The sequence below is a fragment of the Pseudomonas fjordensis genome, assembly GCF_976987115.1.
Genome location: NZ_OZ336860.1, coordinates 817,593 through 844,556, shown reverse-complemented (window position 1 = coordinate 844,556; position 26,964 = coordinate 817,593). Strand labels below are relative to the sequence as shown.

The 26,964-nt window shown below is 59.8% G+C and carries 26 protein-coding genes, 1 tRNA gene and 2 pseudogenes; 13 read left to right on the top strand and 16 right to left on the bottom strand.

Going from position 1 to position 26,964, the window contains the following annotated elements:
• The first annotated feature begins 8 nt into the window (after positions 1-8).
• Genes sctC through ACWHXD_RS03600 form a run of 3 tightly spaced genes read left to right on the top strand, consistent with a single transcriptional unit; the run spans position 9 to position 2,715 of the window.
• Positions 9-2,153, top strand: coding sequence for a type III secretion system outer membrane ring subunit SctC (gene sctC, locus ACWHXD_RS03610; protein WP_032893673.1), 2,145 nt, complete (start codon positions 9-11; stop codon positions 2,151-2,153).
• Positions 2,150-2,353 (top strand): HrpT family type III secretion system protein, encoded by a 204-nt coding sequence (hrpT, locus tag ACWHXD_RS03605; RefSeq protein WP_032893674.1) that lies wholly within the window; start codon positions 2,150-2,152, stop codon positions 2,351-2,353. Before sctC ends, hrpT begins: the two co-directional genes overlap by 4 nt.
• Positions 2,350-2,715, top strand: coding sequence for a hypothetical protein (locus ACWHXD_RS03600; RefSeq protein WP_032893675.1), 366 nt, complete (start codon positions 2,350-2,352; stop codon positions 2,713-2,715). Before hrpT ends, ACWHXD_RS03600 begins: the two co-directional genes overlap by 4 nt.
• Here ACWHXD_RS03600 and sctU read toward each other — a convergent pair whose 3' ends face one another.
• From sctU to ACWHXD_RS03545, 11 genes are read right to left on the bottom strand one after another with little or no spacing between them, the layout of a single operon-like run.
• The gene (gene sctU / locus ACWHXD_RS03595; protein WP_138761254.1) at positions 2,716-3,813 is read right to left on the bottom strand and encodes a type III secretion system export apparatus subunit SctU; all 1,098 of its coding nucleotides are present in this window, start codon (positions 3,811-3,813) and stop codon (positions 2,716-2,718) included.
• Complete coding sequence (sctT, locus tag ACWHXD_RS03590; RefSeq protein ID WP_032893677.1) at positions 3,810-4,598, bottom strand: type III secretion system export apparatus subunit SctT; 789 nt, start codon at positions 4,596-4,598, stop codon at positions 3,810-3,812. Before sctT ends, sctU begins: the two co-directional genes overlap by 4 nt.
• A gap of 10 nt (positions 4,599-4,608) precedes the next feature.
• Positions 4,609-4,872 (bottom strand): type III secretion system export apparatus subunit SctS, encoded by a 264-nt coding sequence (gene sctS, locus ACWHXD_RS03585; protein WP_003188329.1) that lies wholly within the window; start codon positions 4,870-4,872, stop codon positions 4,609-4,611.
• Positions 4,873-4,879: 7 nt separating this feature from the next.
• Positions 4,880-5,536 carry a type III secretion system export apparatus subunit SctR gene (sctR, locus tag ACWHXD_RS03580; RefSeq protein ID WP_032893678.1) on the bottom strand — a complete coding sequence of 219 codons (657 nt, stop codon included), beginning with the start codon at positions 5,534-5,536 and terminating at the stop codon, positions 4,880-4,882.
• The gene (locus ACWHXD_RS03575) at positions 5,533-6,546 is read right to left on the bottom strand and encodes a FliM/FliN family flagellar motor switch protein (RefSeq protein ID WP_138761253.1); all 1,014 of its coding nucleotides are present in this window, start codon (positions 6,544-6,546) and stop codon (positions 5,533-5,535) included. Before ACWHXD_RS03575 ends, sctR begins: the two co-directional genes overlap by 4 nt.
• Entirely contained in the window at positions 6,543-7,004 is a 462-nt protein-coding gene (locus ACWHXD_RS03570) for a type III secretion system HrpP C-terminal domain-containing protein (RefSeq protein ID WP_138761252.1), read from the bottom strand. The genes ACWHXD_RS03575 and ACWHXD_RS03570 overlap by 4 nt, the downstream gene beginning before the upstream one ends.
• On the bottom strand, positions 7,001-7,429 hold the full coding sequence (sctO, locus tag ACWHXD_RS03565) for a type III secretion system stalk subunit SctO (protein ID WP_032893681.1): 429 nt from the start codon (positions 7,427-7,429) through the stop codon (positions 7,001-7,003). The genes ACWHXD_RS03570 and sctO overlap by 4 nt, the downstream gene beginning before the upstream one ends.
• Positions 7,416-8,774 carry a FliI/YscN family ATPase gene (locus ACWHXD_RS03560; protein WP_138761251.1) on the bottom strand — a complete coding sequence of 453 codons (1,359 nt, stop codon included), beginning with the start codon at positions 8,772-8,774 and terminating at the stop codon, positions 7,416-7,418. Before ACWHXD_RS03560 ends, sctO begins: the two co-directional genes overlap by 14 nt.
• Positions 8,771-9,676 carry an FHA domain-containing protein gene (locus tag ACWHXD_RS03555; protein WP_138761250.1) on the bottom strand — a complete coding sequence of 302 codons (906 nt, stop codon included), beginning with the start codon at positions 9,674-9,676 and terminating at the stop codon, positions 8,771-8,773. The genes ACWHXD_RS03560 and ACWHXD_RS03555 overlap by 4 nt, the downstream gene beginning before the upstream one ends.
• 37 nt (positions 9,677-9,713) lie before the next feature.
• Positions 9,714-11,807 (bottom strand): type III secretion system export apparatus subunit SctV, encoded by a 2,094-nt coding sequence (gene sctV / locus ACWHXD_RS03550; RefSeq protein ID WP_032893684.1) that lies wholly within the window; start codon positions 11,805-11,807, stop codon positions 9,714-9,716.
• Positions 11,804-12,859, bottom strand: a complete 1,056-nt coding sequence (locus tag ACWHXD_RS03545; RefSeq protein WP_138761249.1) for a TyeA family type III secretion system gatekeeper subunit — start codon at positions 12,857-12,859, stop codon at positions 11,804-11,806. Before ACWHXD_RS03545 ends, sctV begins: the two co-directional genes overlap by 4 nt.
• A 263-nt stretch (positions 12,860-13,122) precedes the next feature.
• On the opposite strand from ACWHXD_RS03545, the gene ACWHXD_RS03540 reads away from it, so the two are divergent.
• The 5 genes from ACWHXD_RS03540 (at position 13,123) to ACWHXD_RS03520 (ending at position 17,236) form a co-directional block, all read left to right on the top strand.
• On the top strand, positions 13,123-13,674 hold the full coding sequence (locus ACWHXD_RS03540; protein WP_032893686.1) for an RNA polymerase sigma factor: 552 nt from the start codon (positions 13,123-13,125) through the stop codon (positions 13,672-13,674).
• A gap of 237 nt (positions 13,675-13,911) precedes the next feature.
• Positions 13,912-13,988: transfer RNA gene (locus ACWHXD_RS03535), tRNA-Met, on the top strand.
• Between the two features lie 128 nt (positions 13,989-14,116).
• Entirely contained in the window at positions 14,117-14,896 is a 780-nt protein-coding gene (locus ACWHXD_RS03530) for a PhzF family phenazine biosynthesis protein (RefSeq protein WP_138761236.1), read from the top strand.
• A 36-nt stretch (positions 14,897-14,932) separates the two neighbouring features.
• Positions 14,933-16,762 (top strand): gamma-glutamyltransferase, encoded by a 1,830-nt coding sequence (ggt, locus tag ACWHXD_RS03525; RefSeq protein WP_138761235.1) that lies wholly within the window; start codon positions 14,933-14,935, stop codon positions 16,760-16,762.
• Positions 16,763-16,969: 207 nt separating this feature from the next.
• The gene (locus ACWHXD_RS03520; RefSeq protein ID WP_138761446.1) at positions 16,970-17,236 is read left to right on the top strand and encodes a helix-turn-helix domain-containing protein; all 267 of its coding nucleotides are present in this window, start codon (positions 16,970-16,972) and stop codon (positions 17,234-17,236) included.
• Between the two features lie 22 nt (positions 17,237-17,258).
• Here ACWHXD_RS03520 and ddlA read toward each other — a convergent pair whose 3' ends face one another.
• A complete protein-coding gene (ddlA, locus tag ACWHXD_RS03515) occupies positions 17,259-18,356 on the bottom strand; it encodes a D-alanine--D-alanine ligase (RefSeq protein WP_138761234.1) in 1,098 nt (365 codons plus the stop codon).
• A gap of 161 nt (positions 18,357-18,517) precedes the next feature.
• Here ddlA and ACWHXD_RS03510 point away from each other — a divergent pair, with 161 nt between their 5' ends.
• Both ACWHXD_RS03510 and ACWHXD_RS03505 read left to right on the top strand, forming a co-directional pair.
• Positions 18,518-19,327, top strand: a complete 810-nt coding sequence (locus tag ACWHXD_RS03510; protein WP_138761233.1) for an AraC family transcriptional regulator — start codon at positions 18,518-18,520, stop codon at positions 19,325-19,327.
• Positions 19,328-19,783: 456 nt separating this feature from the next.
• Entirely contained in the window at positions 19,784-20,020 is a 237-nt protein-coding gene (locus ACWHXD_RS03505) for a hypothetical protein (RefSeq protein ID WP_003188310.1), read from the top strand.
• A 532-nt stretch (positions 20,021-20,552) separates the two neighbouring features.
• On the opposite strand, the gene ACWHXD_RS03500 is transcribed toward ACWHXD_RS03505, so the two are convergent.
• From ACWHXD_RS03500 to ACWHXD_RS03485, 4 genes and pseudogenes are all read right to left on the bottom strand, one after another.
• Positions 20,553-21,128: a flavin reductase family protein gene (locus ACWHXD_RS03500; protein ID WP_138761232.1), complete on the bottom strand. Its 576-nt coding sequence runs from the start codon at positions 21,126-21,128 to the stop codon at positions 20,553-20,555.
• 60 nt (positions 21,129-21,188) lie between these two features.
• Positions 21,189-21,620 (bottom strand): annotated as a pseudogene (locus tag ACWHXD_RS03495) (methyl-accepting chemotaxis protein); the annotation flags it as partial.
• A gap of 108 nt (positions 21,621-21,728) precedes the next feature.
• Positions 21,729-22,415, bottom strand: a pseudogene (locus ACWHXD_RS03490) (PAS domain-containing protein); the annotation flags it as partial.
• Positions 22,416-22,601: 186 nt separating this feature from the next.
• Positions 22,602-22,934, bottom strand: a complete 333-nt coding sequence (locus tag ACWHXD_RS03485) for a DUF2790 domain-containing protein (protein WP_044271288.1) — start codon at positions 22,932-22,934, stop codon at positions 22,602-22,604.
• 226 nt (positions 22,935-23,160) lie between these two features.
• Here ACWHXD_RS03485 and ACWHXD_RS03480 point away from each other — a divergent pair, with 226 nt between their 5' ends.
• From ACWHXD_RS03480 to ACWHXD_RS03470, 3 genes are all read left to right on the top strand, one after another.
• The gene (locus tag ACWHXD_RS03480; protein WP_032893694.1) at positions 23,161-24,480 is read left to right on the top strand and encodes an OprD family porin; all 1,320 of its coding nucleotides are present in this window, start codon (positions 23,161-23,163) and stop codon (positions 24,478-24,480) included.
• A 337-nt stretch (positions 24,481-24,817) separates the two neighbouring features.
• Positions 24,818-25,492 carry a heavy metal response regulator transcription factor gene (locus tag ACWHXD_RS03475; protein WP_032893695.1) on the top strand — a complete coding sequence of 225 codons (675 nt, stop codon included), beginning with the start codon at positions 24,818-24,820 and terminating at the stop codon, positions 25,490-25,492.
• On the top strand, positions 25,489-26,886 hold the full coding sequence (locus tag ACWHXD_RS03470; protein WP_186608463.1) for a heavy metal sensor histidine kinase: 1,398 nt from the start codon (positions 25,489-25,491) through the stop codon (positions 26,884-26,886). Before ACWHXD_RS03475 ends, ACWHXD_RS03470 begins: the two co-directional genes overlap by 4 nt.
• Positions 26,887-26,964: the final 78 nt, after the last annotated feature.

Here is a 26,964-nt window from a genome sequence, read left to right as displayed (position 1 = left end):
ACTTTCCCATGCCTGACAAAAACGACAAGCACAAACGCTTGCGCCCTCACGTACCTGCTTCGACCCACCGCGCCGCCTGGTGTTGGCTCATCATGCTGCCTGGGTGGCTGCTGCCACTGGATAGCGCGCTGGCCGCAATTCCTCCCGAATGGAAAAACACGGCCTACGCTTATGAAGCCCAGCACAAACCGGTGCGCGAAGTGCTGGAAGATTTTGCCCAGACATTTGGTACTCAGCTTCAGGTCGAAGGGCTGCTCGAAGGTAACGTCAACGGCAAGATACGCGCGAATACGCCACAGTCATTGCTCGACCGGTTGGGGGTCGAACACCGTTTCCAATGGTACATGTACAACAACACCCTTTATATCAGCACCCTGGACCAGCAAGAGTCCGCACGCCTGGAAGTCTCTTCCGAGACCATCGCAGACCTCAAGCAAGCGCTGACCGATATAGGCTTGCTCGACAGTCGTTTCGGCTGGGGCGAGTTGCCGGAAGACGGTGTTGTGCTGGTCTCCGGCCCGAAAGTTTATATCGAACAAATCAAGCGTTTCAGCAGCCAGCGCCGTTCCGCGGATGAAAAACAGAGCGTGTTGAGCTACCCACTGAAATTCGCCAGCGCGGCGGACCGCCAAATGGAATACCGCAACGAAAAAATCACCATCCCCGGTGTAGCCACCATGCTACGAGGGCTTCTGGAACCGCGCTCAACCTCAACCTCGACCTCTTCGGCACAGGCTCAACGCTCCATCACCCAGCCCGCGTTCATTACGCCCGTGGTTCCACGCTTGAGCAACCCGTTGCTGGGGCAAATGCTCGGCTCCACCGCGACAACCGGGCTGAACGGCTCTACCGATACAGGCATGTCAATCACCCCACGTGCCCCGGTCAGCCCAGCCCGTATCCGCGTCGAAGCCGACTTGCGCAATAACGCCATCCTGATTTATGACGTGCCGGAACGGCAGGCGATGTATCGCGAACTGATCACTCAACTCGACGTGGCACGCAAACTGGTGGAAATCGATGCAATCATCCTCGACATCGAGCGCACGCAACTGCGCGAATTCGGGGTGAGATGGGGCTTTCAGAACAGTCGCTTCAGTGGCGCATCCAACCTGATTTCCGGCAACGCTCAACTGACAATTGAAAACCGTGGTCGTTTCGACGCGGAGATACGCGCGCTGGAAGCCAAGGGCCTGGCAACCATGGTATCCAATCCGTCAGTGCTGACACTGGAAAACCAGCCGGCGGTGATTGATTTCAACCGAACCCAATACCTGACCAGCGGTCGGCAAAACGCTACGATTCTGCCGATCACCGTGGGCACCGGCTTCCAGGTCGTGCCGCGCGTCATCACGAGCCGTGGCGGTCATCAGATCCAGCTGTTGGTAGATATCGAGGACGGTAACTTCGAAGATGCCAACCCTACTCCCGGCAGCTTCGATGTACGCCGAGGCAAAGTCAGCACCCAGGCCATCATGGCCGAAAAACGCTCGCTCGTGATCGGCGGTTTCCACGTCACCGAAAGCATCGACAAGCACAGCAAGGTGCCCCTGCTGGGTGATATTCCTCTATTGGGCAAGGCGTTGTTTTCCTCGACTGAACGACAGAACAATCGGCGCGAACGTCTGTTTATCCTCACGCCACGCGTCATCGGCGACCAGGCCGACCCGTCACGTTACCTGCCCCAGGCAGACCAGGCCCAATTGCAGGCCGCTCTCACCCCCCTGGTCAGGCGCTATGACCCTCACCAGCCGGAGATCAAGCGCAGTGACATTATCAGTACCCTGGCGCATCTGGTCGCAGGGCAAGTGCCCAAAGCGTTCAAGGTAGCGCCGATGCCCCTGGGGTTGAACACCTTGTGCAGCACCCGCAACTTGCTGGCGCTGAACACCGAGCGCAGCCAATGGTACGCCGGCCCGCAGTACAACGTAGCCGTGGTGGTGCTGCGCAATCAGTTCAACCGCAATGTGCGTATCGACGAAAAGGAATGCAGTACGTCGCAAACCCTGGCCGTGAGTGTCTGGCCGCGCGCCTGGCTCAAGCCTGGCGAGGAAGCAGAAGTGTTTATCGCCATGCGTCCGGTGGTCAAGGATGAACACGTCAGCGTGCCCCGTCCCTCCCTGATCACTCCAACCCAAAAGGCCAAGCCATGAAACATCGCTTGCTGTACGTCACCCTGATCGGCGCGGCGCTGCTTGTCGCCGGCTGTACGCCCACCTGCAAGGGCGACTCCTGCTCACGTCCGCAATCGACCCAGGACAAGCTGGTGATCTGGTGGCCTCCACAAATGCGCGTCGAACCCGGCCCTGCCGGGGAGCGCGCGGACTATCAGACAGTGTCGCTGGAACGATGAGCGCCCAAGGAACCCCGGCCGATGAACGCCAGGTATTCCTCGACAGCCTGGTGGGCGGCTCTGCCGCTCACCTGACACTTGGCCCGGGGGTAACGGCCAGCAGCCTGCAAGCCGGACCCCGTCAGGGCCTGGCCCTGCACGTGGCTCGCGAGGCACTGCAAGCTTCACAATTGCAGAACGTGCTGGAGCGGCGTTTCGAGCAAGCCGTGGCATTCGATGGCTGCTTTATCTACGTTGATGCACAGGACGCTCTGGTGATCTGGCATGCACTGCCCCCACAGCGCAACCTGCTCAACAGGCTCCTCAGCCGAATGTTGTCGTTGGCCAACCTTGAAACCCTGGATGCGCGTACCCGGCGCTGATCAACGCAGATCAAGCTCCGGCAATTCCAGGGTTTCACGCTTGGCCTCATCATCAAGCTCGCGCAGGGTGCGGTAGATCAATGCCACGGCCTGCAGGGTTTCACGAGGAATGGTCGCCCCCAGCTTGTTCGGGTACAGCGTACGGGCCAACCACACGCACTGGATCACCGGTACATCGGCCGCTTTGGCGCGAGCGATCAACGCACGGGCGTCATCATCAGTCCCTTTGCTCACCAGCAGGGGCAGCGGCGTTTCACCGGGGCGGTAATACAAGGCCACGGCAAAGTGCGTCGGGTTGACCACCAGCATATCGGACTCCTCCAGCTTGGGCAGCTTGACCTTCGGCTCCTCCTGGGCCAATTGCTGTGCCAGGGCGCGGCGCTGGCCCTTCACGTGGGGATCGCCCTCCATGTCCTTGTACTCTTTCACGACCTCGACCTGGGTCATGCGCATGCGCTTGGCAAAGAAGTACTTCTGCATCGCCAGGTCGATAAGCGCCAGCACCAGCAATAACCCAAGACAGGCATGCAGCAGATAGCGAAACAGGGCGATCAATCCCAGGATGTAGCTTTGCAGATCGCTGCTGGCCATATTGATCAACACCCCCAGGGAAGGCCAGATCACCACGTACAGGATCAGGCCCAGCAGTGTTGCCTTGACGATGCTCATCAACAGGTTCATTACCGACTGGACAGAGAACATTTGCTTGAGTTGGCTGAGCGGGTTCAGACGATTGAAGTCCAGCTTCAAGGAGTCCGGTGCGAACAGAATCCCGAACTGCATCCAGCTGCTGACCAGCTTGGTGATAATCGCCACCGCGGCCATCAGCAGGGCGAAGGAGAAAAACACCATCAAGCCTTCGACCATCACTTCTTCCAGCGCCTGCGGGAAAGGCAAGGACAGGCGCGAGATCGGCAGCAGCATCAACTGCTGGAAACGTTGCAAGCTGCTCTCGGCGGTGAACAAGGCGATTTCGCTGATGGCTGTCAGCACCAGTAGCTTACCCACATCCTGGCTTTGGGCGACTTGGCCTTTCTTACGCTGATCGCGCAGCTTCTTGGCTGACGCGGGGTGCTTCTTTTCCCCCGAATCACTCATGACAGCGAGACCTCGAAAAACACGCCCAGGGAGTGCTTGAGGTCTTTAAGCAAGCCCATGCGTCCGACGATCAGGTCCTGCAGCAACGCAAAATACAACAACAGCACTCCGATACCCGCCAGGCTCTTGAGGGGCGGCGCCAACGTACTCACTTGCAATTGCTGACTGTAGACCCCCAGCAGGGCAATGCCGAACTCCAGCAACAGCAGCACTGCAATAAAGGGCGCGGCGTAGAGCATCATGTGCGTGAAGGTATCGCCCAGCAGGCCGACAAATACATCGAAGCCATCGGCAGCGGGCAGCGGGAACCACACCGTCGGTGGCCAGAGCAGATAGCTGTCCCAGATCACCTGCGTCAACGCCCCAAGGCCCATGCTGGTCATCAGCAGAAAAATCGCCAATTGCTTGAACAAGTGCCCGGCTGGCGTCGCGTCTGGCCCAAGCGAGGGGTTGAGCTGCCCACCGGCCAAGGCGCCCCGCTGGTTGTCCAGCAACGCCCCAACCGACTCGAACAGCCAGAACGGCATGGACAGCAACACGCCCAGCAATAATCCCAGAGCCAACTCTTTGAAGACCAGCCCACCGAGCATCAGCGCCGAGTATTCCTGGCCCGCCAGCATGACGTGAATGGCAGGTGCAGGCAGCAGTGCCATGACCATCACAATGGTGTGCCGCAGCATGCCGCGTATATGTTGAAAACAGAATGCCGCCACGAGGAAGGCACAGGGGTAGATACGCGCCATGGCGACCAGCAGGCTGGGCAAATACTCAAGATATAGCAGCACAGGCAAGACCTCAGTGCAGGGCCGAGCGACCGATCATGTCAAAGGTCACGTTCATCAACTGGATCAACTCCACACCGATCCAGCGGCCGGTCATGATCAGGGTGATCCCCACTGCCACCAGCTTGATACCAAAGGGTAACGTCTGGTCCTGTACCTGCATCAGCGCCTGCACCAGGGAGGTCATGACCCCCACCACCACCGCCACAATCAGCGGCGGCGCCGTCAGCATCACTACCAGCAACATGCCCTGCTTGAATAATACGATGGGTTCCATAGGCCACTCAGAGATAGGAAAGGAACAGGCTGTCGAGCAACCGCGACCACCCGGAGACCATCACGAACAAGAGCAATTTGAGCGGCAGGGAAATGGTCATGGGCGAGACCATTTGCATCCCCAGCGCCAACAAGAGATTGGAGACAATCAGGTCAATCACGATGAAAGGGATATAGATCAGGAAGCCGATTTCGAACCCCGCCTGCAACTGTGACAGCACAAAGGCCGGCGCCAGCAGGATCAGGTCCTCACGTTGGACCTCCTGTGCCATCTGTGCCGGCCACATGCGCATGGCATTTTCCAACAGGTGGGTAAGGATATCCGGGTCACTGTTGCGCAGCATGAAGGTGCGCAATGGTTTGATCGCCTCCATTCCCGTCTGCTGAAGTGTGCCCACGCTGGTCAGGTCCAGGGGCGACACCTTGACGATCTCGGCCATCTCATAGCCTACAGGCGCCATGATGAACAGGGTGGCCGCCAGGGCAATACCATTGATGGCCATGCCCGGAGGCACCTGCTGCACACCGATGGCATTGCGGGTGATCATCAGCACAATCACGATCTTCAGGAACGCCGTGCAGACGACCAACAGCATGGGCATCAACGACAATGCCCCCAGAAATATTGCCAGGACGACCGGATCTATTCCCTGGAAACTACTCATCGAGAAAAGATCACGCGAGTCATCTGCAGCCCCAGCCGCCCGTCCACTTCAACCAACTGGCCCTGGCCGAGGGGGCGGTCGCCGTAGTAGAGCCCCGCAGTGCCAGGGGCATAGCCGGCGACTCCCAGCACCGCGCCGGGCGCAAGGTTGCGCAACTCGCCGAGGGTCAGGTTCAGCGTACCGCACCGTACATTGAGCGCCATGCTCAGCTCGTCGAAGGGTTCATGCCCGAACACATCCATCACCGCGGTTTCATCCTCATGCCCTGAGTAGGGTTGTGTTGCAAAATCCTCGTCCACAAACATATCCTCGATAGAAGTAAGGGTAAGACGCGTCGGCCCGGATCCAGCGTCGATCCAGCCCACCAGACGCTGTTTGCCAACCTGTACGTGGCCGGTTCCCGACGCACTGAAAAAGGCTCGTTCAAGCACCAGCACGTCACCGGCACGCAAGCTGCGCAGTTGGTGCATGGACAACCGCAGGCGCCCGAGCGTTACGTCCACCGCCAGCTGAAACTGCGCCGGCATTGGCTCAGCCTTGAGCCGCCACGGCCCCGCCTTGCATAGCGCCAGAAAGCTCTCGACAGACAGCCACAGATAGCCCGTGACGCGAGAGGCGCCGAGCGTCACGCAGAGTCGACAACCAAAGTTCAAGGGGCGGGGGCCGGGCAGCAAACGCAGGTAACCAAACAGCGCTTGCACCTGAGGGCTCAGATGATGCTGAAACAACTCCCAGAACCAGGCGTCGGGATCGTTGCCGGCCTGCGCGAACGTCACCGGGCATTCGCCCATCAGGCTTAACTGCGGTCCTGGCTCACTGAAGGCCACTACTCCACAGGCGGTTTCGAAGCAAAGCGGCTGGATGCCCACCGGAGCAGTACCAGGCTCCATTCTCAACTCGCCTTTCGAACCGGCGACCTCGAACGGCATACACAACCCTTGCCCCAACCGCTGCCGGGCAACCGCAATATCGGCTTTGAATGTGGGAAATATCAGAGGTGGCAGCATCATGCCTGCGCCGATTTTGCCAGATACACATTGACGGGCTGGCGCAGGCTCGCCGCCAGCCGTTGCTCACATTGTTGGCGTACGCCACTGAGCCAGCGCGCCGTGTTGTCTTGCTCCGCGTCCAGCTCGACATTCCAGCTCCCCTGCTCCCGGCGGATACTGGCGTTGACCCGTCCCAGGCGGCCCAGGTGAAAAACCGCCATCATCGGCCATTGCGAACCGACGAGCATTCGCGGCGCCAACTGCTCGGTCAACGCCTCGATCATGGCCACATCGCCCGAGGCTTTGATTGCGTTCAGAGACGTTCCATATCCCCCGCCGTCCTGGCCCCCATCGTTAAACAACCGGGCGAAGAATCGTCCTTGCTCCCAAGGCACCAGGGCGCCGAATTCAGGCGCACGGTCATCACGAGACTCACGCAGACGCGGACGTTCAGGCGGACTAACTGAAACCTGTTTCATATCGGCTCCTGCGTCAGTAACTTAGATAACTCTTGGATTTTTTCCACCTGGCGCAAGCACAAGGTGACGTGTTTCTGCGCGTGGTCGACCTGTGCAGCCTGCTCTTGCTGCCGCTCTTTGAGTTGCAACAACTGGCCTTCTTCACGCCGGGTACCCGCCGATAATTGCCGCTCCGTGGCATTCCAGTTTTTCAGCGCCTTGAACGTCACCACCTGCCCCTGGTGCAGACTCAACAACTCGGCGCATTGCCGAGCCTCTTCCAGGCGGGTTTGTTCGAGGACTTCTTGCGCCTCCAGGATGTGCGCGACCAGCGCTTGCTGCGCCCGTTTTGCCTCACGCAGCGCACGCTCGGCACGGTCAGCGCGGTGTCGACGCAAACGTCGCAGAGTGTCGATTTCACCCGGTAACACTTCAGAATGGGACATGGGCGGTCAGCTCAGCCAATTGATCCATGGTGGCGGCAAGCGGCGAAGGTTCGCGCAAGTCCTGGCGCAGAAAGCCATCCACCGCCTGCCGACTATCAACTGCCAGGTCGGTGAGCGCATCGTTGCCGGGCTGATATTCCCCTAGCTTGAGCATCAGCTCGATCTGCTGGTAAGCCGACAGCAAGCGTCGTAACGCCGTACCGGCACGGATATGCACGGGCTCGGCGACATTGCTCAGAATCCGCGAAAGGCTGGCCAGTACATCGACCGCCGGGTAGTGGCCGCGCTCGGCCAGCTTGCGCGACAGGACGATATGACCGTCGAGCAGAGAGCGCACCTCATCCGCCACCGGATCGTTCATGGAGTCCTGTTCGATCAGCACTGTATAGATGGCCGTGATCACGCCTTCACGGGTCAAGCCGGCACGCTCCACCAAGCGTGGCAGCAAACTGTAGACCGACGGCGGCAGACCACCGCGCCCCAAGGGTTCACCGGCAGCCAGGCCGATTTCACGCTGGGCCCTGGCAAAACGGGTCAGAGAGTCGATCAGCAACAGCACACGCTGACCCTTACGCCGGAAACCTTCGGCCAGCGCGGTTGCCGTGAACGCGGCACGCGCGCGCTCCATGCTTGAGCGGTCGGACGTTGCGCACACCAACACGGCCTTGGCACGCAACTGCTCGTCCAGTTCGTGATCAAGAAACTCGCGCAACTCCCGGCCCCGCTCCCCGATGAGACCGAATACGATCACATCGCACTCCACGTTACGGGCGATCTCGGCCAACAAGGTGGTCTTGCCACAACCGGCACCGGCAAACAGCCCCACACGCTGCCCCTCCCCCAGGGTCATCAGGCCATCAATCGAGCGCACACCCGTGGCCAGTGCACGGTTGATCCGCGGCCGTTCGGTAGGAAGAGGCGCCTCACATAACACGGTGGTCGCCCCAGGTATTTCCGCTTCCACGAACGCGCCCACACCATCGCCCGCAATCGGGCGACCAAAACCATCCAGCACCTGTCCCAACAGCTCATCACCGACCCGAACCTGATGCGGAACCCCCAACCGCGCAACGCTGGCCCCTACACGCACGCCTTCCAGATTGCCCAGGGCACTGAGCACCGCATCGCGCTGATCGAACCCGATGATCTCGGCGAGCATGTAGTCGCCCGGTGCTTTTTCGACTTGGCACAGGTCGCCAATACGGGCCTGCGGCAATCGGCATTGCAACAGCATGCCGTTCACGCGCTGAATACGACCGAGCATCGTCACCGGTGCGAAGCTGCTCAACGCCTGTGACTGGTTCAGTTGCCAGGCCTCCAGACGCTCCTGCAGCGCCCCCTTCACCAGCCCACCTCATAACGTTGCTCGCCGTCGAAAACCACTTTGCTGTTATCGATCAAAACCAGGCGCAGACCATCCACTTCATCACCCACGAATAAGCGGGTTCCTTCTTCCAGCACCACGTGGCCATTCGGACCGCCCACTATCTGCAAGATCTTGAACGGTAACCTGCCATCGCGTACCCGTACGCGACTGATTACCGGCACCACCGTGTCGAATTGCTCGGCAAAACGGTCGAGCATGCGCGCAATCAGTTCCACTTCATCCTGGGAAACAACACCATTGAGGGCAATCTGACCATTGACGATCTGCAAGCTGACACGCTGGAGCAATTCGCGCTCGTTGAGCATCCTCATGAGTTGCTGGCGCACCTCAATGGGTGAGTCCAACCCAGGTTTCTGAATGACCGCCGGCATCAGCGATGCCTGGGCTTCGCGCTCACCGCTGAAGATAATGCCAACCGCAGCGATGATCACGGCGCATAGCAGCACCAGGCTTACCAGGCGTTTTTGCTGCAACGCGGAAATGGAAGACAGCGTCAGCGGCAGTGGCGCCGGGGGCAAGGGTTCCGTTGCCGGCTGGGGCGGTTTGAGCACCGATGCCTGGCGCCAAGGATGATCGGCAGGGCTGACACACAAGCTGACAGAGCCAATCACAAACGGCGTGTTGAGTGCCAGATCGCCGATCTGCGCCAACATTTGCCCATCGCTGTTTTTCAGCAACCCCGCTTCAGCCTGCACTGACCAGCGCCCTTCAAGCAATAACAGGCGGGCATGGTGCTCGGCGACACCAGGGTCATCCAGCAAGAGGTCAGCGCCCGCGTTGGCGCCAAGGCTCCATTGCTCGCCAAACAGAGGCAGCGCGGCCCCTTGATGCGAACCATCCAACACTCGGAGTTCGAACATCAGTACGTCCCCCCGTACTCTGCAAGTAGCGATGTGTTCATGCCAATGTCCCGTGCATCAACTCATCCTGGCCAAGGTCAAAACGCCCCAGCACCTTGACCTTGGAATTGCTCCCCAGCTCGGCGAAAGACAACACCGGTACATGGTTGAACTCCTCAAGCAACAAGGTTCGCAAGGGGCTGCGCAAATCCTGCGCCACCAACAACACGCTTTTAATTTTTGCGCGTGCACTGAAGGCCTGGTTGAGCAGGTTGATCAGCGCAGCGCTATTGTCGCCGTCGAGTGCAAAGAACACCCCGGTCTGGGTCTGACGCAGTGCCTCGCGCAACACGTTTTCGGTCTGCGGTGACAACAGCCAGGCATGCAGCCCATCGGCCTCGCTGTACTGGTGGTAGATCTGCGACTTGAGGGCAATGCGCGCATAGTCAGCCAGTGCTTCGGGCTCACGTTCGTGCTGGCCGTATTCGATCAGCGATTCGACAATCAACCTCACGGCGCGCAGCGGAACCCCTTCGCTGGCCAGGCGTTGCAGCACCGCCGAAAAGCGCGAGATCGGCATGATGCGCTGCAGCTCCTGCACCAGTTCGGGTTGATTGTTCTCCAGCCAACTGAGGATCGCCTTGCTCTCCTGAATCCCCAGGAACTGTGGCCCGCTGAGCATCATCGCCTTCTTCATGCGCTCGACGATCAGGCTCGTCGCATTGAAGCGCTCCAACTGCGCGTCATTGAGCAGTGGGTCGTCAGGTGGCAGCCAGAGCCAATCCTGCTCGTTACGCTCGGCCAATCCCGGTATGCCATGCTCAGGCTCAACCGTCAGGGCGCTGCGCTCTACGGCAACGCGCTGGACCACCGACGCCTTGACCATTGGCACTTCATGAACGCAGAAGCGCATTTCATCATCGGCCAGCGAGTCATCGATCTCGACCTCAAACGGCGGCAATGTCAGGCCGATATTGGCAACCAGGGAATTTCGAACCTGGCGGATGCCGTGAATAAGATCGGTCACCTCAGGCGTGCCGCGCAGGGCCGAGGGAAACTGCAACAGATAAGGCCGGGACGGATCAAACCCGCGCAGGTCTTCTTTGCCATTTTCTTCAGGCCGCATGGCTTCGACGGCTTCAGCTTCTGGCTGCGCTTCACGTCGGCGCCGACGGTCGAGGTAATAACCCAAGGCGCCGGTCATCATCGCCAGCAGGATAAACACCAGGGTCGGCATGCCAGGCACGATCGCAAACACCAGCATGGCCACCGAGGCGATCATCCAGCTCTTGGGCTCACTGGTCATCTGGCGTGCGATCTCGGCGCCCATGTTCGTGATGCCCTTGCGCCCTTCCGGTGCCACGCGGGTAATGATCATACCGGCGGTCAGGGAAATCAGCAGCGCGGGAATCTGCGCAATCAGGCCATCACCGATGGTCAGCACAGAATACAGCGCCATCGAATCGGCAGCGCTCAAACCGTGCTGGAACATCCCCGTGGAAAACCCACCCAGCAGGTTGACCACCACAATGATCAAGCCAGCAATGGCATCGCCTTTGACGAACTTCATCGCGCCATCCATGGCGCCGAACAGCTGGCTCTCGCGGGACAACTGTTCACGCTTGTCGCGCGCTTGCACACCGTCAATCAAACCGGCACGCAAGTCACTGTCGATGGACATCTGCTTGCCCGGCATTGCGTCCAGGCTGAAGCGCGCCGCCACTTCGGCAACCCGCTCAGAGCCCTTGGTGATCACCAGAAAGTTGACCAGGGTGAGGATCAGGAAGATCACCATCCCAACAGCCAGGTTGCCGCCCACTACGAAGTTGCCGAAGGCCTCAACGATATCGCCGGCGTCCTGTTCGAGCAGAATCAAGCGCGTCGTAGCGATCGACAATGCCAGGCGAAACATGGTGGTCAGCAACAAAATCGACGGGAAGGAAGAGAACGCCAAAGGCCCGGGCAAGTACAGCGCCAGCATGATCAACAGGCAGGAAATACAGATATTCAGCGCAATCAGAATGTCCACCAGCCAGGTAGGCAGCGGCACGATGAAGATGAACACAATGGCCATGATCACCACGGCGCCCAAGACCTCGGCGCGCTGAGCTACCTTGAGCAGTACGCCATTGACGGTGGACAGCACGCTCACGCCAGGACACTCGAATTAGGAAAGCCTGGGCTTATGCCTTCGAGGCGGGCAAGCGGGTCCATCACCAGTAGAAAGTTGTGCAGCGCCTCTTGGCGTGACTGGCTATCCGGCCACAAAGCCAGAGGCAATTTCAGAAACAGCGGATAAAGCGCATTGAGCGCCACGAGTGTTGACGTGCCGGCCCCCATATCTTCGGCCAGGCGCATGACTTCATTTGTCACGATGCCGGTACTTGTATAACCCAGCAGGCGTTGCAGCAGGCTTACCGCATGCAGTTCGGTTGCAAGGTTCTGGACCAGCTCACGACAGCTGCACAACACCCCGCTCAATGCACCGCAGCTGCGCAGCCCTACCAGCAAGGTGCGCAACATTGCCGTAGGCACGGAGGACACATGGGCGGCGATGTCAGCCGTCAGGGCGCTGGACATCACATTCAAGCCATGTGCAAAACGGTCGTCACCGTAGACGCCCAGCAGCGCCTGCATCATGGTGGCCAGGGATTGCCGTGTCACCACACTGGCGTAGTACAGCGCGCGCAGCGCCTGGCGCTCTTGTGGATCGCCACCCGCCGTCTGCAAGGCCATGGCGATATTCAGGCCCGCCTGGATCTGCCCTTTGAAACGGACCTCCAGCTTGGCAATAGCATCCCGCGCCAGGTCGGCTTCGGAGCTGCGCACGTCAGCCTCGGCCTGCTCGCACACCGCCTTGAGTACCACGAAGGTGCGCGCCGGATCACCGCCAGTGGCCTCCAGCAACTTATCGATGCTGGGTTGCATCAGCAATTGCAGCCTGATTCGACGCGCTACCGCAGCAAAGCTTTCCTGGGCCGGATGCCCCAACTGCTCATAGAGCTGCGCGAGCGCCTGGACAGGAGGCACACGTACGCCAATTTTGCGTTTGTCCAACGTACGGCTGCTGGATTCAACCTCCTGACTGAAGTGCAGGAAAAGATCATCGATACCTTGGCCTGGCTCAGGCTTGGCGGCCGGGCTAACGGTGGGGAGCTCCACACGCGGGGTGATTGGCACTTCGGGGGTAGATTCGACTTTCATGGGCAGGCCAGTACAGGAAGAGAGTGCCAATGTGTGGTTAGGCCCGTCCAGATGGTTCCATTGAAACTCGCTCTTCCAACAAGGTGAAAAAACCCGCACAAGCCCCTGGTGCCTTTTGCAAATTACTGCACAAAAGCGCCACGAAATTAAAGTATTTATATATATAAATCATTGGGTTATGTGCAGATTCTCCTTTGGCACAGGCAGTGCAAAAGAGGTAAACGCCGAAACTATTTCGACTGCGTCTACCTTAAGGAAAAATCATGAATATCCCTATTGAAGCCTTAGTTCACCTTGGTGGCAGTTCGCCTCAATTCATGCTCCATCTGACAGACGACCAACAGAAAAAACTCCGACGTTTCATTCACAAACGGGTTCTCAACCCGGAAGACGCGGATGATCTTTTGCAACTGACATACTTGGAAGCCTGGCGCAATCGCGAGCGTTTCAGTGGTACCGCGACGCTGAGTACCTGGATGTGCGGTATCGCGCAAAACCTGATCCGCAACCACTTTCGACGCCTGTATGCCAAGCCTGCACATTGCGAATTCGATGAGTCGCTGTGGCACGGACAGGAAGAAAGCCACAGCCTGGACTGGGAATTCGAGGTCAACCGGAGACTGGAAAATACCCTGAGCGCGATTGATCATTTGCCCACAGAAATGCGTAGGACGTTGTATGCCTCGCTGGAAACCGACGGCAGCTACCAGGACACCGCCGACGTACTGGACATTCCTATCGGCACCGTGCGCTCGCGCCTGTCACGGGCACGCGAACAGCTCAAGCGCGTCACCCACACCCCACTGCACCCGTAAGTTGAATTAGCCGGTCAAGCGTTGGGCGACAGGGATATCTGCCCAACACTGTCGGACTTGGCCCGCGAGTAAACCTTCAAAGACACCGAGCTTCTTCTACTCCCCCTCATCCACGGTGCATTCGCCACCGCCCGTCGCCAAAATCAGCGCTTTGGCTTAAACAGTTGAAAGCGTAGAAAAATTTTCAACAAAAACGCTTGACGCATTGCCGTTCCAAGCGAATAATGCGCGCCACTTGGCTACATAGCTCAGTTGGTTAGAGCATAGCATTCATAATGCTGGGGTCCGGGGTTCAAGTCCCTGTGTAGCCACCAAGTACTAAAAACGGCTTACCGAAAGGTAGGCCGTTTTTTTATGCGCGCAAAAAAACTCCCCAACTGTATTTTGACGCCCCCCACCCCCACTGTTAGTGTCCAGCCTCCCCTAAACACGGAGTGCCACGATGCAACTGGACATCTACCAAGTCGACGCTTTCAGCCACCATCCCTTCGGCGGCAACCCGGCAGCAGTGTGCCCACTCACTGAGTGGCTGCCTGATGAGCAACTGCAGCAGATTGCGGCCGAGAACAATCTTTCGGAAACCGCGTTCTTCGTACCCCGTGGCGACGTCTATGAGTTGCGCTGGCTCACCCCGCAAGTGGAGGTGGACCTGTGCGGCCATGCCACGTTGGCAGCCGCGTGGGTATTGATCCACAAGTTGGCGGACGCCCCGCAGGTGTTGCGCTTTGCCACCCGTAGCGGCGAGTTGCGGGTAACGCGCAACGGCGATGAGCTGGCGATGGATTTTCCGGCCAAGAAACCCGAACGCTGCGAGCCGCCCCACGGCATGTTGAGCGCCCTGGGGCTTGAAACCGCCGAGGTGTTTGGCACCGACGACTACATCGTGCTGGTGGAAGATGAAGCCCAGGTAGCGGCCCTCACACCCGATTTCGCGCGGCTCAAGGGCCTGCCTAAACGCGGGATTGCGGTAACCGCCAAAAGCACGCGGTTTGATTTCGTCTCGCGCTGGTTCGGCCCGAATGTGGGGGTCAACGAAGACCCGGTTACCGGCTCGGCGCACACCTCGCTGGCACCGTTCTGGGCCGAGCGCCTGGGCAAATCGCAATTGAGCGCCGAGCAAGGCGGCCAGCGTAAGGGCCAGTTGCGCTGTGAGCTCCAGGGTGACCGGGTGATTATTTCCGGCAAGGCCGTGCTGTACATGCAAGGCACGATTTACCTGTAAAACGCAGTAGCCCAAGGACAACAGCCCCTTCTCACCATGAACGGAGTTCAGCGCGTGTTTTTGATTTCCCGCCGCAGCCTGACAGTCATCGCCGCCGCCCTGGCCCTTGCCGCCTGCCACACGCAGGTCAATGAACAGCCACCGGCCCCGGAGTTGGGCTCGGGCTATCGCACCGACCTGAGCACCCGCCACGCCGAGCGCCATATGGCTGCCGCCGCCAACCCATTGGCCGCCGAAGCCGGGCGTGAAATGCTGCGCCAAGGCGGTTCGGCCATTGATGCGGCGATTGCCATGCAAGCGGTATTGACCCTGGTGGAACCACAGTCTTCCGGCATCGGCGGCGGTGCATTCATCATGCTGTGGGATGGGCACAACGTGCAGGCTTACGATGGCCGCGAAACAGCACCGGCCGGGGCGACAGAGCGTCTGTTCCTGAAGGCCGACGGTACGCCGATGGCGTTCACGGATGCGCAGATTGGCGGGCGCTCGGTGGGCACGCCAGGGGTATTGCGCGCCCTGGAGATGGCGCACAAAAAGAGCGGCCACTTGCCGTGGGCCAAGCTGTTCGAGCCGGCGATTCGCCTGTCGGAGCAAGGCTTCGCCATTTCCCCGCGCTTGCACAGCTTGATCGCCGCTGACCGCTTTATCGCGCAATCACCCGACATGGCGGCGTACTTCCTGAATGCCGATGGCTCGCCAAAAGCCACCGGCACGCTGCTGAAAAACCCGGCACTGGCCGCCGTGTTCAAGCGCATCGCCAAGGAAGGGCCGGACGCGCTGTACCAAGGCCCGATTGCCGAGGAGATCGCACGCAAGGTGCAGGGCCATCGCAATGCCGGCAGCTTGTCCCAGGCCGACCTCAAGGGCTACGCCGCCAAGCAACGCGCACCGCTGTGCACCGACTACAAACAATGGAAGGTCTGCGGCATGCCACCGCCGTCCTCGGGCGGGATAGCCGTGGCGCAGATCCTCGGGACACTGCAAGCCCTGGAAACCCGCGACCCGCAGTTGGCCATCGCCCCGATGACACCGGTCAAGAGTGCTTCGCCGGCCGGGTTTGAACCGACACCCGAGGCCGTGCACCTGCTCGCCGAAGCCGGGCGCCTGGCCTTTGCCGACCGCGCGATGTACGTGGCCGATGCAGACTTCACCCCCGTCCCGGTTGCTGGTCTTGTCGCACCAGGTTACCTGGCACAACGCGCCACGCTGATCGGCGAGCGCAGCATGGGCGTCGCCAAGCCCGGCCAACCCGCCGGTATTCAGGTGGCGTACGCACCAGACCGCTCGCCGCTGCGCATCTCTACCTCCCAGGTGGTGGCGGTGGACGACCAGGGCGGCGCCGTGTCGATGACCACCACGGTGGAAGCGGCATTCGGCTCCCATGTGATGGTCCAGGGCTTTTTGCTCAACAACCAGATGACCGACTTCTCGTTCATTCCCGAAGAAAACGGCCAGCCCGTGGCCAACCGCGTACAACCGGGCAAACGCCCACGCTCGGCCATGGCGCCGACCTTGGTGTTCGACCGCAACACGGGCGAACTGCTGGCTACCGTCGGCTCCCCCGGCGGCTCGCAAATCATCGAGTACGTGAGTAAATCCCTGGTCGCCATGCTCGACTGGAAGCTCGACCCGCAGGCAGCCATCAGCCTGCCCAACTTTGGCAGCCGCAATGGTGCTACCGAGTTGGAAGTTGGACTGTTCAGCCCAGCGCTGAAACAGGCGCTCAAGGACAAGGGCCACGCCCTGAGCGAGATCGAGATGACCAGCGGCGTGCAAGCCATCGTGCGCACACGGGATGCCCAGGGCAAGGTGACGCTCAGTGGCGGCGCTGACCCTCGGCGTGAAGGTGAGGCGTTGGGTGATTAAGGTGTTGACCTATCCGTACAGGCTTATAAAAAAAGACCTGCAATCTTATGTCGTAAATCACAACTGGAGTGCGGAGCAGTAGTCGCGCTACTGATTTACGGCAAGAGCGCCACGGAGAATATTCCGGCACATATCCTGTACAAAATCGCAAAGGAAATGAACCATGCCACTCACTGATAAAGAAAGGAACGTGACGCCAAACGCAATATAGGCGAAGAACTACTGACAGCCATTCAGGATGTCAAAGCGGGACGTTACGGTGCTGTGCAGCACGTTGAGGTCACTCAGGCTGCCGAAGCAAGAAGCAAGACAGGGCTCTCACAACCCAAATTTGCCGAGCTTCTGGGCGTGTCAGTAAGAACCCTTCAAGAATGGGAACAAGGGCGTCGCGCACCTTCCGGAGCAGCACGTTCGCTACTGCATATTGCGGCCATAAGGCCGGACGTTTTTCGCGAAGTGCTCAGTAACGCCTGATGGCGTTACTGGTGCGGGCCAATCACTGGCGGCTGATCTTCAACCCCTTACGCCCCGCATGCCGCTCCAGCGCCAGCTCGATCAACCGGCTGACCAGCTCGCTGTAGCTCATGCCCGCCGCCTGCCACAGCTTGGGGTACATGCTGATGCGGGTAAAACCGGGCAGTGAGTTGATCTCGTTGATCAGCACTTCGCCGTCCTGCGTCAGGAACACATCCACCCGCGCCAACCCGGCGCAGCCCAGCACTTCAAACGCCTCAATGGCCAGGCTGCGGATCCGCTCGCTGGCTTCATGACTGATCGCCGCCGGCACCACCACTTGGGCGGCCTGGCCGTCGATGTATTTGCTGTCGTAGGAATAGAAACCGCTGCTCACCACGATCTCGCCACAACCGCTGGCGATGGGCTGGTCATTACCCAGCACGGCGCATTCGATTTCGCGGCCCTGCACGGCGGACTCCACCAGCACTTTTTCATCAAACCCCAACGCCAGCTCAACGGCAGCGTGGTATTCGGTTTCGTCACTGACTTTGCTAACCCCCACCGACGAACCCTGGTTGGCGGGCTTGACGAACATCGGCACACCGAGCTTGCCAGCGGCCGTTTCGAACGAGGTGCGCGCCGCGTTACCGCGCGTGAGGGTGATGAACGGCGTGACCGCAATACCCGCGTCACGCAGCAGGCGCTTGCTGATGTCTTTGTCCATGCACACCGCTGAGCCGAGCACGTCGGAGCCGACGAAGGGCAAGTCGGCCATACGCAGCAAGCCTTGCAGGCAGCCGTCTTCGCCGAGGGTGCCGTGGACAATCGGGAAGATCACATCGATGTGTTCCAGCAAGCCCTGGCCGGAGGTTTCCACCACTTGCTGGCTGGCCTTGCCGGGCACCACGGCCAATTCACGGTTGGACTGGTTGAGCGCGATGAGCGCCGGGTTTTCCTGGTTGAGCAGGAAATTGGAGGTGTCATTGAGGTGCCAGTGGCCGGCCTTGTCGATACCGATCAAAACCGGCTCGAAGCGTGAGCGATCAAGGGCATCGACAACGTTGCGCGCCGATTGCAGCGAGACCTCATGCTCCGCCGAACGCCCACCAAAAATAATACCTACCCGCACCTTACTCATAACCGGCCTCACTGTTGAAAGTAAGGCTTCTTACCACGGGTGGTCAGCGATTCGCTACCCGATGTGCATTGCCCAGCACCTGCACAATCGTACAAGACCCCGGCAGACAACCGGTGCAGACTCAGTTAACGTGTTTCCACCTCCTTTTGTGACAAGTCACCATGGGCAACCCCACCCACTCCCTCGACTGGCTGCACCGCGCGCCCCACGCCAGTGGCTTGGACCGTATCGAGGCGTACTTTGCCGGCTTCGCTTTCGACCCCCACCGCCATGACACCTACGCCATCGGGCGCACGTTGTTCGGCGTGCAGAGCTTTCATTATCGCGGCGGCACCACCCACAGCCTGCCCGGCACCACCATGGTGATCCACCCGGATGAAACCCATGACGGCCGTGCCGGCAGCGAAGAAGGTTTCAAGTACCGGATGATTTACGTGGAGCCGGCGCTGATCCAGCAGATCCTCGGTGGGCAGCCATTGCCATTTATCCCCGGCGGCTTGTCCACCGACCCACGGCTGCACCGCGCCAGCGAAGTGTTGCTGCAAAGCCTGGATTGCCCGATAGACCCGATGCAAGAGCAAGACGCCCTGTTCGACCTGGCCCAGGCGCTGAGCGCTGCGTCCGGGGCCATCATCCACCGTAAATCCTTCGACTACATCGCAGCCGAACGCGCCCGTGAATTCATCCACAGCGCCCTGGGCCGCAGCATCACCCTGGATGAAATTGCCGACCACGCCGGCCGCGACCGCTGGGCGTTATCGCGGGATTTTCGCGTGCTGTTCGGCACCAGCCCCTACCGCTACCTGACCATGCGCCGGCTGGACCTGGTGCGCCACTTATTGGCCCAAGGCCAATCGTTGGTGGATGCGGCCATGACCGCAGGCTTCACCGACCAAAGCCACATGACCCGCCAATTTCGCAGTACCTACGGCATGCCGCCGTCGCGTTGGGTGAAAATGCTCGGACGCTGAGTGCTGGGTTGGAATACGTTCAAACTGTGGGAGCTGGCTTGCCTGCGATGCAGACACCTTGGTGTATCAGGCACACCCTATTGATGCCATCGCAGGCAAGCCAGCTCCCACAGTTGGATGTGGTCGTGTTACTGGCATTTGGTCATGGTTTGTAAAGGGCCAGCAAGCCGTGTCCCTTTAAATTGCAGGACGTTTCCGAGACAATCCCCGCCGCCTTGTGCCTGTTGGAATCGATGGCTAGTCTTCGGCCCGTCACTGCTTTTTTCAGTGATCGGGTTTAGTCGCCCGGATTTAATAGGCGCATGGTCCTCCATGAGGTTTTATGGTGGCTGTGCGCAGGGCGCCCTAGGGTGCGCCGGACTTTGCCTATTTGCCGGTCGACTAACCTGCGTACAGCCGCCACCCAACGTTTAGTCGCGACGGGGTCGGCTCCTTTGAGTTAATAGGAGTTACACCATGACCAAAGCACTTCCCGATCCACCCATGGATTGCCTCGTCGTCAATGAAGAGCTCAGCTTCGAAGACGCTCAACTCTACATTTCCCATCTGATCAACAGCGCATCGGCCACGGTGTGGGACTGTTGTGATCACCTCCAACCCCACGACCGCGCCCGAATCCACGCCGCATGGCACCTGCTGGAGATGGCCAAAACCGTGGTAAACCGCACCATCGAGTGCATGCCACGAACCTGAAGACACCACAACCCCCATGTGGGAGCTGGCTCGCCTGTAACCACGATGCGAAGCGAGCCGCTCTTGATCTGCTCTTGATCTTGATCTCAAGCGCCCCGTTAAACCACGCTGGCCGGAATTCGACAGGGATTTGGGGGTAAACCGGCAGGGATGCCGGTTTAGCCGCCCCGCGCCATGGATGGCGCGTGGCGGCGGCCCCCCAAATCACTGGCGGATTACGGGCACACCGAGCCTAGGCGAGGTGCCGAGTGGTGGGGCAAGAGCCCTTTGGTTACTTTGGGGCTTTTCCAAAGTGACCCGCCGTCAGGGCGGAACCCTAAGTGGCCGTTACCTAAATAACGGATATGTACCCGGTCCAACTGTGTTGACTGTCAGGCCGCCTTCGCGAGCAAGCCCGCTCCCACAGTTTGATCGCGGGGCGTCAGATAGATAGCGGCCGGCTGTGAGGCCGTCATCGCAGGCAAGCCAGCTCCCACATTTGATCTTCGTTGCTTTGAACATGCGTTCGCTTAACTCGGACATGCCGCCTCAGTCAGAGCTGACGCCCGACAACCGGTTGGCCAATGGCCAGAAAATTCCCACCCGCCACATGGTGCAACGTGCGCAGTTCATCATGCCCTTCAAAATGCCAGTGGCCCTCACTGAATACCCGCTCATCAGCATAGGCCGCGACCACTTCGCCCAGGAACAGGTCATAGGCCTGCTGATTATGCGGCTCGGGCAGCAAGCGGCACTCCAACCAGGCCACACAGCCTTCCAGCATCGGCGCCTCGGTGTGCTCACCGCTGAAGCTGTGCAAGCCGTAGGCCGCGAACTTGTCGGTTTCAACGCCGCGGGTATTGCCCACCGTCTGCACCAGATCAGCCTGCGCAACACAAGGCACTTGCAGCACAAAGGTGCCGGAGCCTTCCAGTAGCTGGCGAGTCCAGGTGGCCTTGTCGAGCACCACCGCGACTTTCGGCGGTTCGAAATCCAGCGGCATGGCCCAGGCAGCGGCCATGATATTGCGCTGGCCGTTGTGGGCTGCGCTCACCAACACGGTCGGCCCGTGGTTGAGCAAACGGTAAGCCTTGGACAGTGGGACGGGGCGACGGAACGTAGGGCTCATGGTCGATCAGCTCTGCAAGCGAGAAAAGACCTACGATACCTCAAGCACAAGCCCGACAGGTCAGCTCGACAGCTGATTCGCAAACTGCCCGACCGCACTCACCACTTTTTGCGCACCGTCTTGAATCTCGACGATCACTGTGCCCGCCTCGGCCGCCAGGGCCAGGCCCTGCTCGGCTTGCGCACGACCGTCGGCCATCAAGGCCACCGCGTCGCGGGCCATGTCCTGGTTCTGGCGCACCACACCGACGATTTCCTCGGTGGCTTTGCTGGTGCGTGACGCCAGTTGCCGCACTTCGTCGGCCACCACCGCAAAGCCACGCCCCTGCTCCCCGGCACGCGCCGCTTCGATGGCGGCGTTGAGCGCCAGCAGGTTGGTTTGCTCGGCGATGCCGCTGATGGTCTTGACGATGCTGCCAATCACTTGGGACTGGGCATTCAACGCCTCGATGCCTTCGCCGGCTTGCTGCATGTGCTGGGCCAGGTCGCGCATCACGTCCACGGCCTGGGTGACCACGGTGGTGCCGCGCTGGGCGCTGTCGTCGGTTTGCAAAGAGGTGCTGTAGGCGATATTGGCGGCCTCGGCCACCGCCTGCTCGCGGTTGACCTGCTCGGTAATGACCGTGGCGAACTTGACCACTTTGTACAGCCGCTCATTGGCATCCACCACCGGGTTGTAGGTGGCCTCCAACCACACCAGGCGGCCGTGGCTGTCCACACGTTTGAAACGCGCGGCGACGAACTCACCAGCGTTCAGGCGCTTCCAGAACTGTTGGTATTCGGCACTGTTGTATTCCTGCGGTTCACAGAACATACGGTGATGCTTGCCTTCGATCTGCGCCAGGCTGTAACCCATGGCGCCGAGGAAGCGGTCATTGGCGGTGAGCACATGCCCTTCCAGGTCGAACTCGATCAACGCGGTAGAACGCATCAACGCAGTGATGAGGTTTTCATGTTCACGCGAGCTCTCGATGGTGCGGGTAAGGTCGCTGGAGAACATCGAAAACTGCCTGATGCGCCCCTCCGAACTGCGCACCGGCTGCACGATTGAGCGCAACCAGGCCTCTTTGCCATTGCCACGCATCAGGCGTACGGCGCCGGCAAAGTGTTCGCCGCGGGCCAGCGCCTGCTTGAAGCGCAGTTGGAACTCGTCCTGGCGCACATGGGCCGGCACCAGGTCTTCGATTGCGCGCCCGACAATCTCGCCGAGTGAATAAGCCAGTTCCTGCAGGAAGTTGGCATTGGCCCACTCCACGCGGCCTTCAGGGTCCAGGGTCAGGCAGAGCATTTCGCTTTCCAGGCTCTCTTTCACCTGGAGCAAGCTCGACAATTCTTCGCGCAGAGCGGTCAGCTCTTGCTTCAGGCGGGTGTTGAACATGGGGCACCGTTAGGCAAGTGAGGTGGGTGTTCTAACCTGCATCGGCGCTGCCGGGGTTTTCTGAAGAGCGCTTGAGCCCTGGGCCCAACTATATTTTCAACCGCCATTGTTACGGCATACGCCCATGACCTGATATTCCAGGGTATTGAGCTTGCCGCTGGAGTCTTCGTAGGTCATGCGCGACGGCACGGCGTTGCACGAACGGATCGGCGGCGTCACGTTGACGACCTTGGCAATGTCCAGGTCCATGCCATAGCGGTAGGCCTGCACCTCGGGCACCGGCTTGCCTTTTTTGATGGCGTAGGCGGCCATGGCTTTCTCATTGCGCTCCATCATCAGGGCAAAGGTGCGATCCCCACCCCCTTCGGCCAGTGCGCCAAATGACAAGACTGCGGTTAACACACCCAAGCCTAATTTATAAAAGTTCATCACAGGTTCCTCGACTGGAAAGTTCAGTGTCGAGAGTAACCAGTGAACCCTGACGCCAGGTTCACCAGAACATTACTTATTTGTTAGATGGCCGTTAGTTTCCAGAATTGTAATGTGCAAGCCATGCAGTTGTTATCCGCCATTTGCAACTATCAACCAGGGCCAGATCAATAAAAACGCCCGCCTCTATAAGAAGCCGATAACTGCCATCACCGAGGAGCGCATCATGAGCATTCGTCATTACACCCTTCCCTTTTCACTGATGGCTGCACTGCCCATGGCCGCCATGGCGGTGGAGGACAAGCCCGAGGGTTTTATCGAGGGCAGCCGCATCAACGTGCTGGCGCGCAATTTTTACTTCAACCGCGATGACCGCAAAGGCCAGTCCAGCCCCACCGGCAATGGTTATTCCGAAGCCTGGGCCCAGGGCTTTATCGGTAAATTCGAATCCGGTTTTACCCAGGGCACCGTGGGTTTTGGCCTGGACGCGTTCGCCATGTACGGCCTGACGCTTGACTCGGGCAGCGGCCGCAGCGGCGGCAAAGGCTCGTTCGGCGTGCTGCCGGTAAACAGCGACAACCAGCCGGAAAACAGCTACAGCAAAGTCGGCGGCGCGGCAAAAGTGCGCGTGCTGGACACGGTGATCAAAGCCGGCGACGTGTTCCCACTCACCCCCGTGGTGGCCTACGGCGACTCTCGCTTGTTGCCCGAGAGCTTTCGCGGCGTCACCCTGCAAAACACCAGCGTGGAAGGCTTGAGCCTGCAAGGCGGACGCCTGAGCGGCATGAGCCAGCCCAGTGAAAGCGGCATGAACAAAGGCTTTGCCACCTTCTATGCCGGCAAGGTCGACTCGCCTTGGATCGCCTACTTCGGCGGTGACTACCAACTCAACAGCCACCTGGGTTTCAGCCTTTACAGCAGCCGTTTGAAGGACGCCTGGGACCAGTACTACTTGGGCAGCAATGCCAATTACGCGTTGACCGACGACGTGTCGCTGTTCGGCGACTTCAACTATTACAAGGCCGTGGACGAAGGCCAGAAACGGCTCGGTGAGTTCGACAACAACATCTGGAGCGCCAGGCTCGGGGTCAAGGTCGGTGCCCACAGCGTGGCCGTATCGCACCAGCGTAACAACGGCGACGATGATTTCGACTACCTGCGCCAATCAGACTCGATCTTCCTCAATAACTCGATCCAGTACAGCGATTTCAACGCCCCCAAGGAGCGCTCATGGATGGTGCGCTACGACCTGGACATGCAGGCGTTCGGCATTCCCGGCCTGTCGTTCATGACCCGCTACGGCAAAGGCACCGGCGCCGACTACAGCAACGCCAATGCCGTGTATATGCGCCGCGATGCAGCGGGCAACCCCTTGACCGATCAACGCCGCTGGGAACGGGATATCGAAGCCAAGTACGTGGTGCAAAGTGGGCGTTTGAAGGACTTGTCCCTGCGCTTGCGCCAAGCCACGGTGCGCTCCAGTGCGTTCGAATCAGACCTGGAAGAAGTTCGTTTTATTGCCGAATACCCATTGGCCGTGCTGTAGCCCTTACATTCGCTCGCGATTAACTAACATCTGTTCACAAATAGCCGGTTATCAAAATTGTAATATTGGCCTCAGCTTCCCGTTAAGTTGAGCTTTCTATACTCGCTTCAACTTATTCACCCGAGCACATTCATCTCTGAAGCTTTTGTGTAGCTCCTTTGGAAAGAGATGAATTTTTAACGCCCCGCTTGGGGCGTTTTTTTTGCCTGCGGTGCATGCGACCGACGGTCGCAGTTGACCCTAGAGTTACTTCAGCCTTCAGACTTTTCCCACTTCCGAAACCGCCGCCATAGGGAAATAGGCGCCTTCTCTCCCCTAATTCAAGAGGTAACCCCCCATGCGTATTCTTGTGGTTGAAGACGAGCAGAAAACCGCCGACTACCTGCAACAGGGCCTGAATGAAAGTGGCTACGTGGTCGACTGCGCCGCCAATGGCATCGACGGCCTGCACCTGGCCGGGCAACACGCCTATGAACTGGTGATTCTGGACGTCAACCTGCCGGGCAAGGATGGCTGGCAAGTGCTGGAAGAATTGCGCCGCAATGGTACCCAGCGCGTGATGATGCTCACCGCCCGTGGCCGGCTGGCTGACAAGATCAAGGGCCTGGACATGGGCGCCGACGATTACCTGGTCAAGCCGTTCGAGTTTCCCGAACTGCTCGCCCGCGTGCGCACCCTGATGCGCCGCAGCGAGCACATTCCACAGCCGGAAGTGTTCCGCGTCTCGGACCTGGAACTGGACCCGCGCCGCCACCGCGCTTATCGCGGCACCCGGCGCATCGACCTGACCACCAAGGAGTTCGCCCTGCTGCAAGTACTGATGCGCCAGGCCGGCGAAGTGCTGACCCGCACGCAGATTATTTCCCTGGTGTGGGACATGAATTTCGACTGCGACACCAATGTGGTGGAAGTCTCCATCAGCCGCCTGCGCGCCAAGGTCGATGACCAGAGCGAGGTCAAGCTGATCCACACCATTCGTGGCGTGGGCTATGTGCTTGAGGCGCGCCCATGAAGACCGGCAGTCTGTCGATGCGCCTGGGCCTCACGGTCAGCCTGATGGGCGCGGGCCTGGTGTTGCTGCTGGCGACCCTGGCCTACCTGGCCCTCACCCATGAGCTGGAAAAACTCGCGCGCAAGAACCTGGAAAGCAAGATGGAGCAGATTCAGCACAGCCTGGCCCTGGGCCTGGACGCCCATGGTATTCGCGCCCGCCCGCACTCGCTGATGGACCTGGTGATGGGCCACGACAACTTCCACCTGACCATCGTCGGCACCGCACCCGATAACAGCGTGCTGCTCAACGTCGGCAGCAAGCCCCAGGAACCACTGCTCACCGACTTCAAGCCACGGGAAACCCTGGGCTACCTCAATTGGGTCGACAGCTACGGCAACCAGATACTCAGTGCCTCCAGCCTGATGCGCCTGGCCAGCGGTGAGCGCGTGCGGGTGCTGCTGTCCCTGGACCGGATGGACGACCAGGCGCTGCTCAGTGCCTACCTGCGCGCCACGCTGATTGCGCTGCCGCTGCTGTTGATACTGATTGGCATGGGCGCCTGGTGGCTGGTGCAACGCGGCCTGGCACCGTTGAAGCAGTTCAGCCAGGTGGCGGCGAAAGTCACCACCCAAGACCTCACCCATCGCTTATCCGTAGACAACCTGCCCCACGAACTGGGTGAACTGGCCCACGGCATCAACGTGATGCTCGACCGCCTGGATGCCGGGGTGCAGCAACTCTCGCAATTCTCCGATGACCTGGCCCACGAACTACGTGCGCCCTTGACCAACCTGATGGGCAAGGCCCAGTTGACCCTGTCGCGCCAGCGCCCGCCGCAGGAATACAAGGCAGTGCTGGAATCCAACACCGAAGAGCTCGAACGCCTGGCGCGGATTGTCAGCGACATGCTGTTTCTGGCGCAGGTCAGCCACCCGGCGGCGCGGGCCTCATTCACCGAGGTGTCCCTGGCGCAGGAAGCCCAGCGCGTGATGGAGTTGTTCGCCCTGAGTGCCGAAGACAAACACGTGACCCTGAGCCTGCGCGGCGATGCCTGGGTGACGGGAGACCGGCTGATGATTCAGCGGGCGATTTCCAATTTGCTCTCCAATGCCATTCGCCACACACCCGAGGCCTCCACCGTGTTGCTGTTGGTGGAGACCTACGAGCAGAGCGTATCGCTGTCGGTGGGCAACCCTGGGCGAGGTATTGAAGCGCACCACCTGCCGCACCTGTTCGAACGTTTCTACCGCGCCGATAGCAGTCGTACCCGCGCCGAGGGCGGCACCGGGTTGGGCTTGGCCATTGTGAAGTCGATCATGCATTTGCATCAGGGGCATGCTCATGTCACCAGCCAGCCTGGGCGTTTTACGCGGTTCAGCCTGGTGTTTCCCCAAGGGGCTTGCGCTCTGTAGGAGCGAGCTTGCTCGCGAAAAACGTCAACGATAACGCGTGTTTCCTGAATAAACGCGGCGCCTATGAGTTTTTCGCGA

Excerpts from the sequence above, each read along its gene's own strand:
- sctC (WP_032893673.1), top strand. The coding sequence starts at position 9 with ATGCCTGACAAAAACGACAAGCACAAACGCTTGCGCCCTCACGTACCT.
- hrpT (WP_032893674.1), top strand. The coding sequence starts at position 2,150 with ATGAAACATCGCTTGCTGTACGTCACCCTGATCGGCGCGGCGCTGCTT.
- ACWHXD_RS03600 (WP_032893675.1), top strand. The coding sequence starts at position 2,350 with ATGAGCGCCCAAGGAACCCCGGCCGATGAACGCCAGGTATTCCTCGAC.
- sctU (WP_138761254.1), bottom strand. The coding sequence starts at position 3,813 with ATGAGTGATTCGGGGGAAAAGAAGCACCCCGCGTCAGCCAAGAAGCTG.
- sctS (WP_003188329.1), bottom strand. The coding sequence starts at position 4,872 with ATGGAACCCATCGTATTATTCAAGCAGGGCATGTTGCTGGTAGTGATG.
- sctR (WP_032893678.1), bottom strand. The coding sequence starts at position 5,536 with ATGAGTAGTTTCCAGGGAATAGATCCGGTCGTCCTGGCAATATTTCTG.
- ACWHXD_RS03575 (WP_138761253.1), bottom strand. The coding sequence starts at position 6,546 with ATGATGCTGCCACCTCTGATATTTCCCACATTCAAAGCCGATATTGCG.
- ACWHXD_RS03570 (WP_138761252.1), bottom strand. The coding sequence starts at position 7,004 with ATGAAACAGGTTTCAGTTAGTCCGCCTGAACGTCCGCGTCTGCGTGAG.
- sctO (WP_032893681.1), bottom strand. The coding sequence starts at position 7,429 with ATGTCCCATTCTGAAGTGTTACCGGGTGAAATCGACACTCTGCGACGT.
- ACWHXD_RS03555 (WP_138761250.1), bottom strand. The coding sequence starts at position 9,676 with ATGTTCGAACTCCGAGTGTTGGATGGTTCGCATCAAGGGGCCGCGCTG.
- ACWHXD_RS03545 (WP_138761249.1), bottom strand. The coding sequence starts at position 12,859 with ATGAAAGTCGAATCTACCCCCGAAGTGCCAATCACCCCGCGTGTGGAG.
- ACWHXD_RS03540 (WP_032893686.1), top strand. The coding sequence starts at position 13,123 with ATGAATATCCCTATTGAAGCCTTAGTTCACCTTGGTGGCAGTTCGCCT.
- ACWHXD_RS03530 (WP_138761236.1), top strand. The coding sequence starts at position 14,117 with ATGCAACTGGACATCTACCAAGTCGACGCTTTCAGCCACCATCCCTTC.
- ggt (WP_138761235.1), top strand. The coding sequence starts at position 14,933 with ATGAACGGAGTTCAGCGCGTGTTTTTGATTTCCCGCCGCAGCCTGACA.
- ddlA (WP_138761234.1), bottom strand. The coding sequence starts at position 18,356 with ATGAGTAAGGTGCGGGTAGGTATTATTTTTGGTGGGCGTTCGGCGGAG.
- ACWHXD_RS03510 (WP_138761233.1), top strand. The coding sequence starts at position 18,518 with ATGGGCAACCCCACCCACTCCCTCGACTGGCTGCACCGCGCGCCCCAC.
- ACWHXD_RS03505 (WP_003188310.1), top strand. The coding sequence starts at position 19,784 with ATGACCAAAGCACTTCCCGATCCACCCATGGATTGCCTCGTCGTCAAT.
- ACWHXD_RS03500 (WP_138761232.1), bottom strand. The coding sequence starts at position 21,128 with ATGAGCCCTACGTTCCGTCGCCCCGTCCCACTGTCCAAGGCTTACCGT.
- ACWHXD_RS03485 (WP_044271288.1), bottom strand. The coding sequence starts at position 22,934 with ATGAACTTTTATAAATTAGGCTTGGGTGTGTTAACCGCAGTCTTGTCA.
- ACWHXD_RS03480 (WP_032893694.1), top strand. The coding sequence starts at position 23,161 with ATGAGCATTCGTCATTACACCCTTCCCTTTTCACTGATGGCTGCACTG.
- ACWHXD_RS03475 (WP_032893695.1), top strand. The coding sequence starts at position 24,818 with ATGCGTATTCTTGTGGTTGAAGACGAGCAGAAAACCGCCGACTACCTG.
- ACWHXD_RS03470 (WP_186608463.1), top strand. The coding sequence starts at position 25,489 with ATGAAGACCGGCAGTCTGTCGATGCGCCTGGGCCTCACGGTCAGCCTG.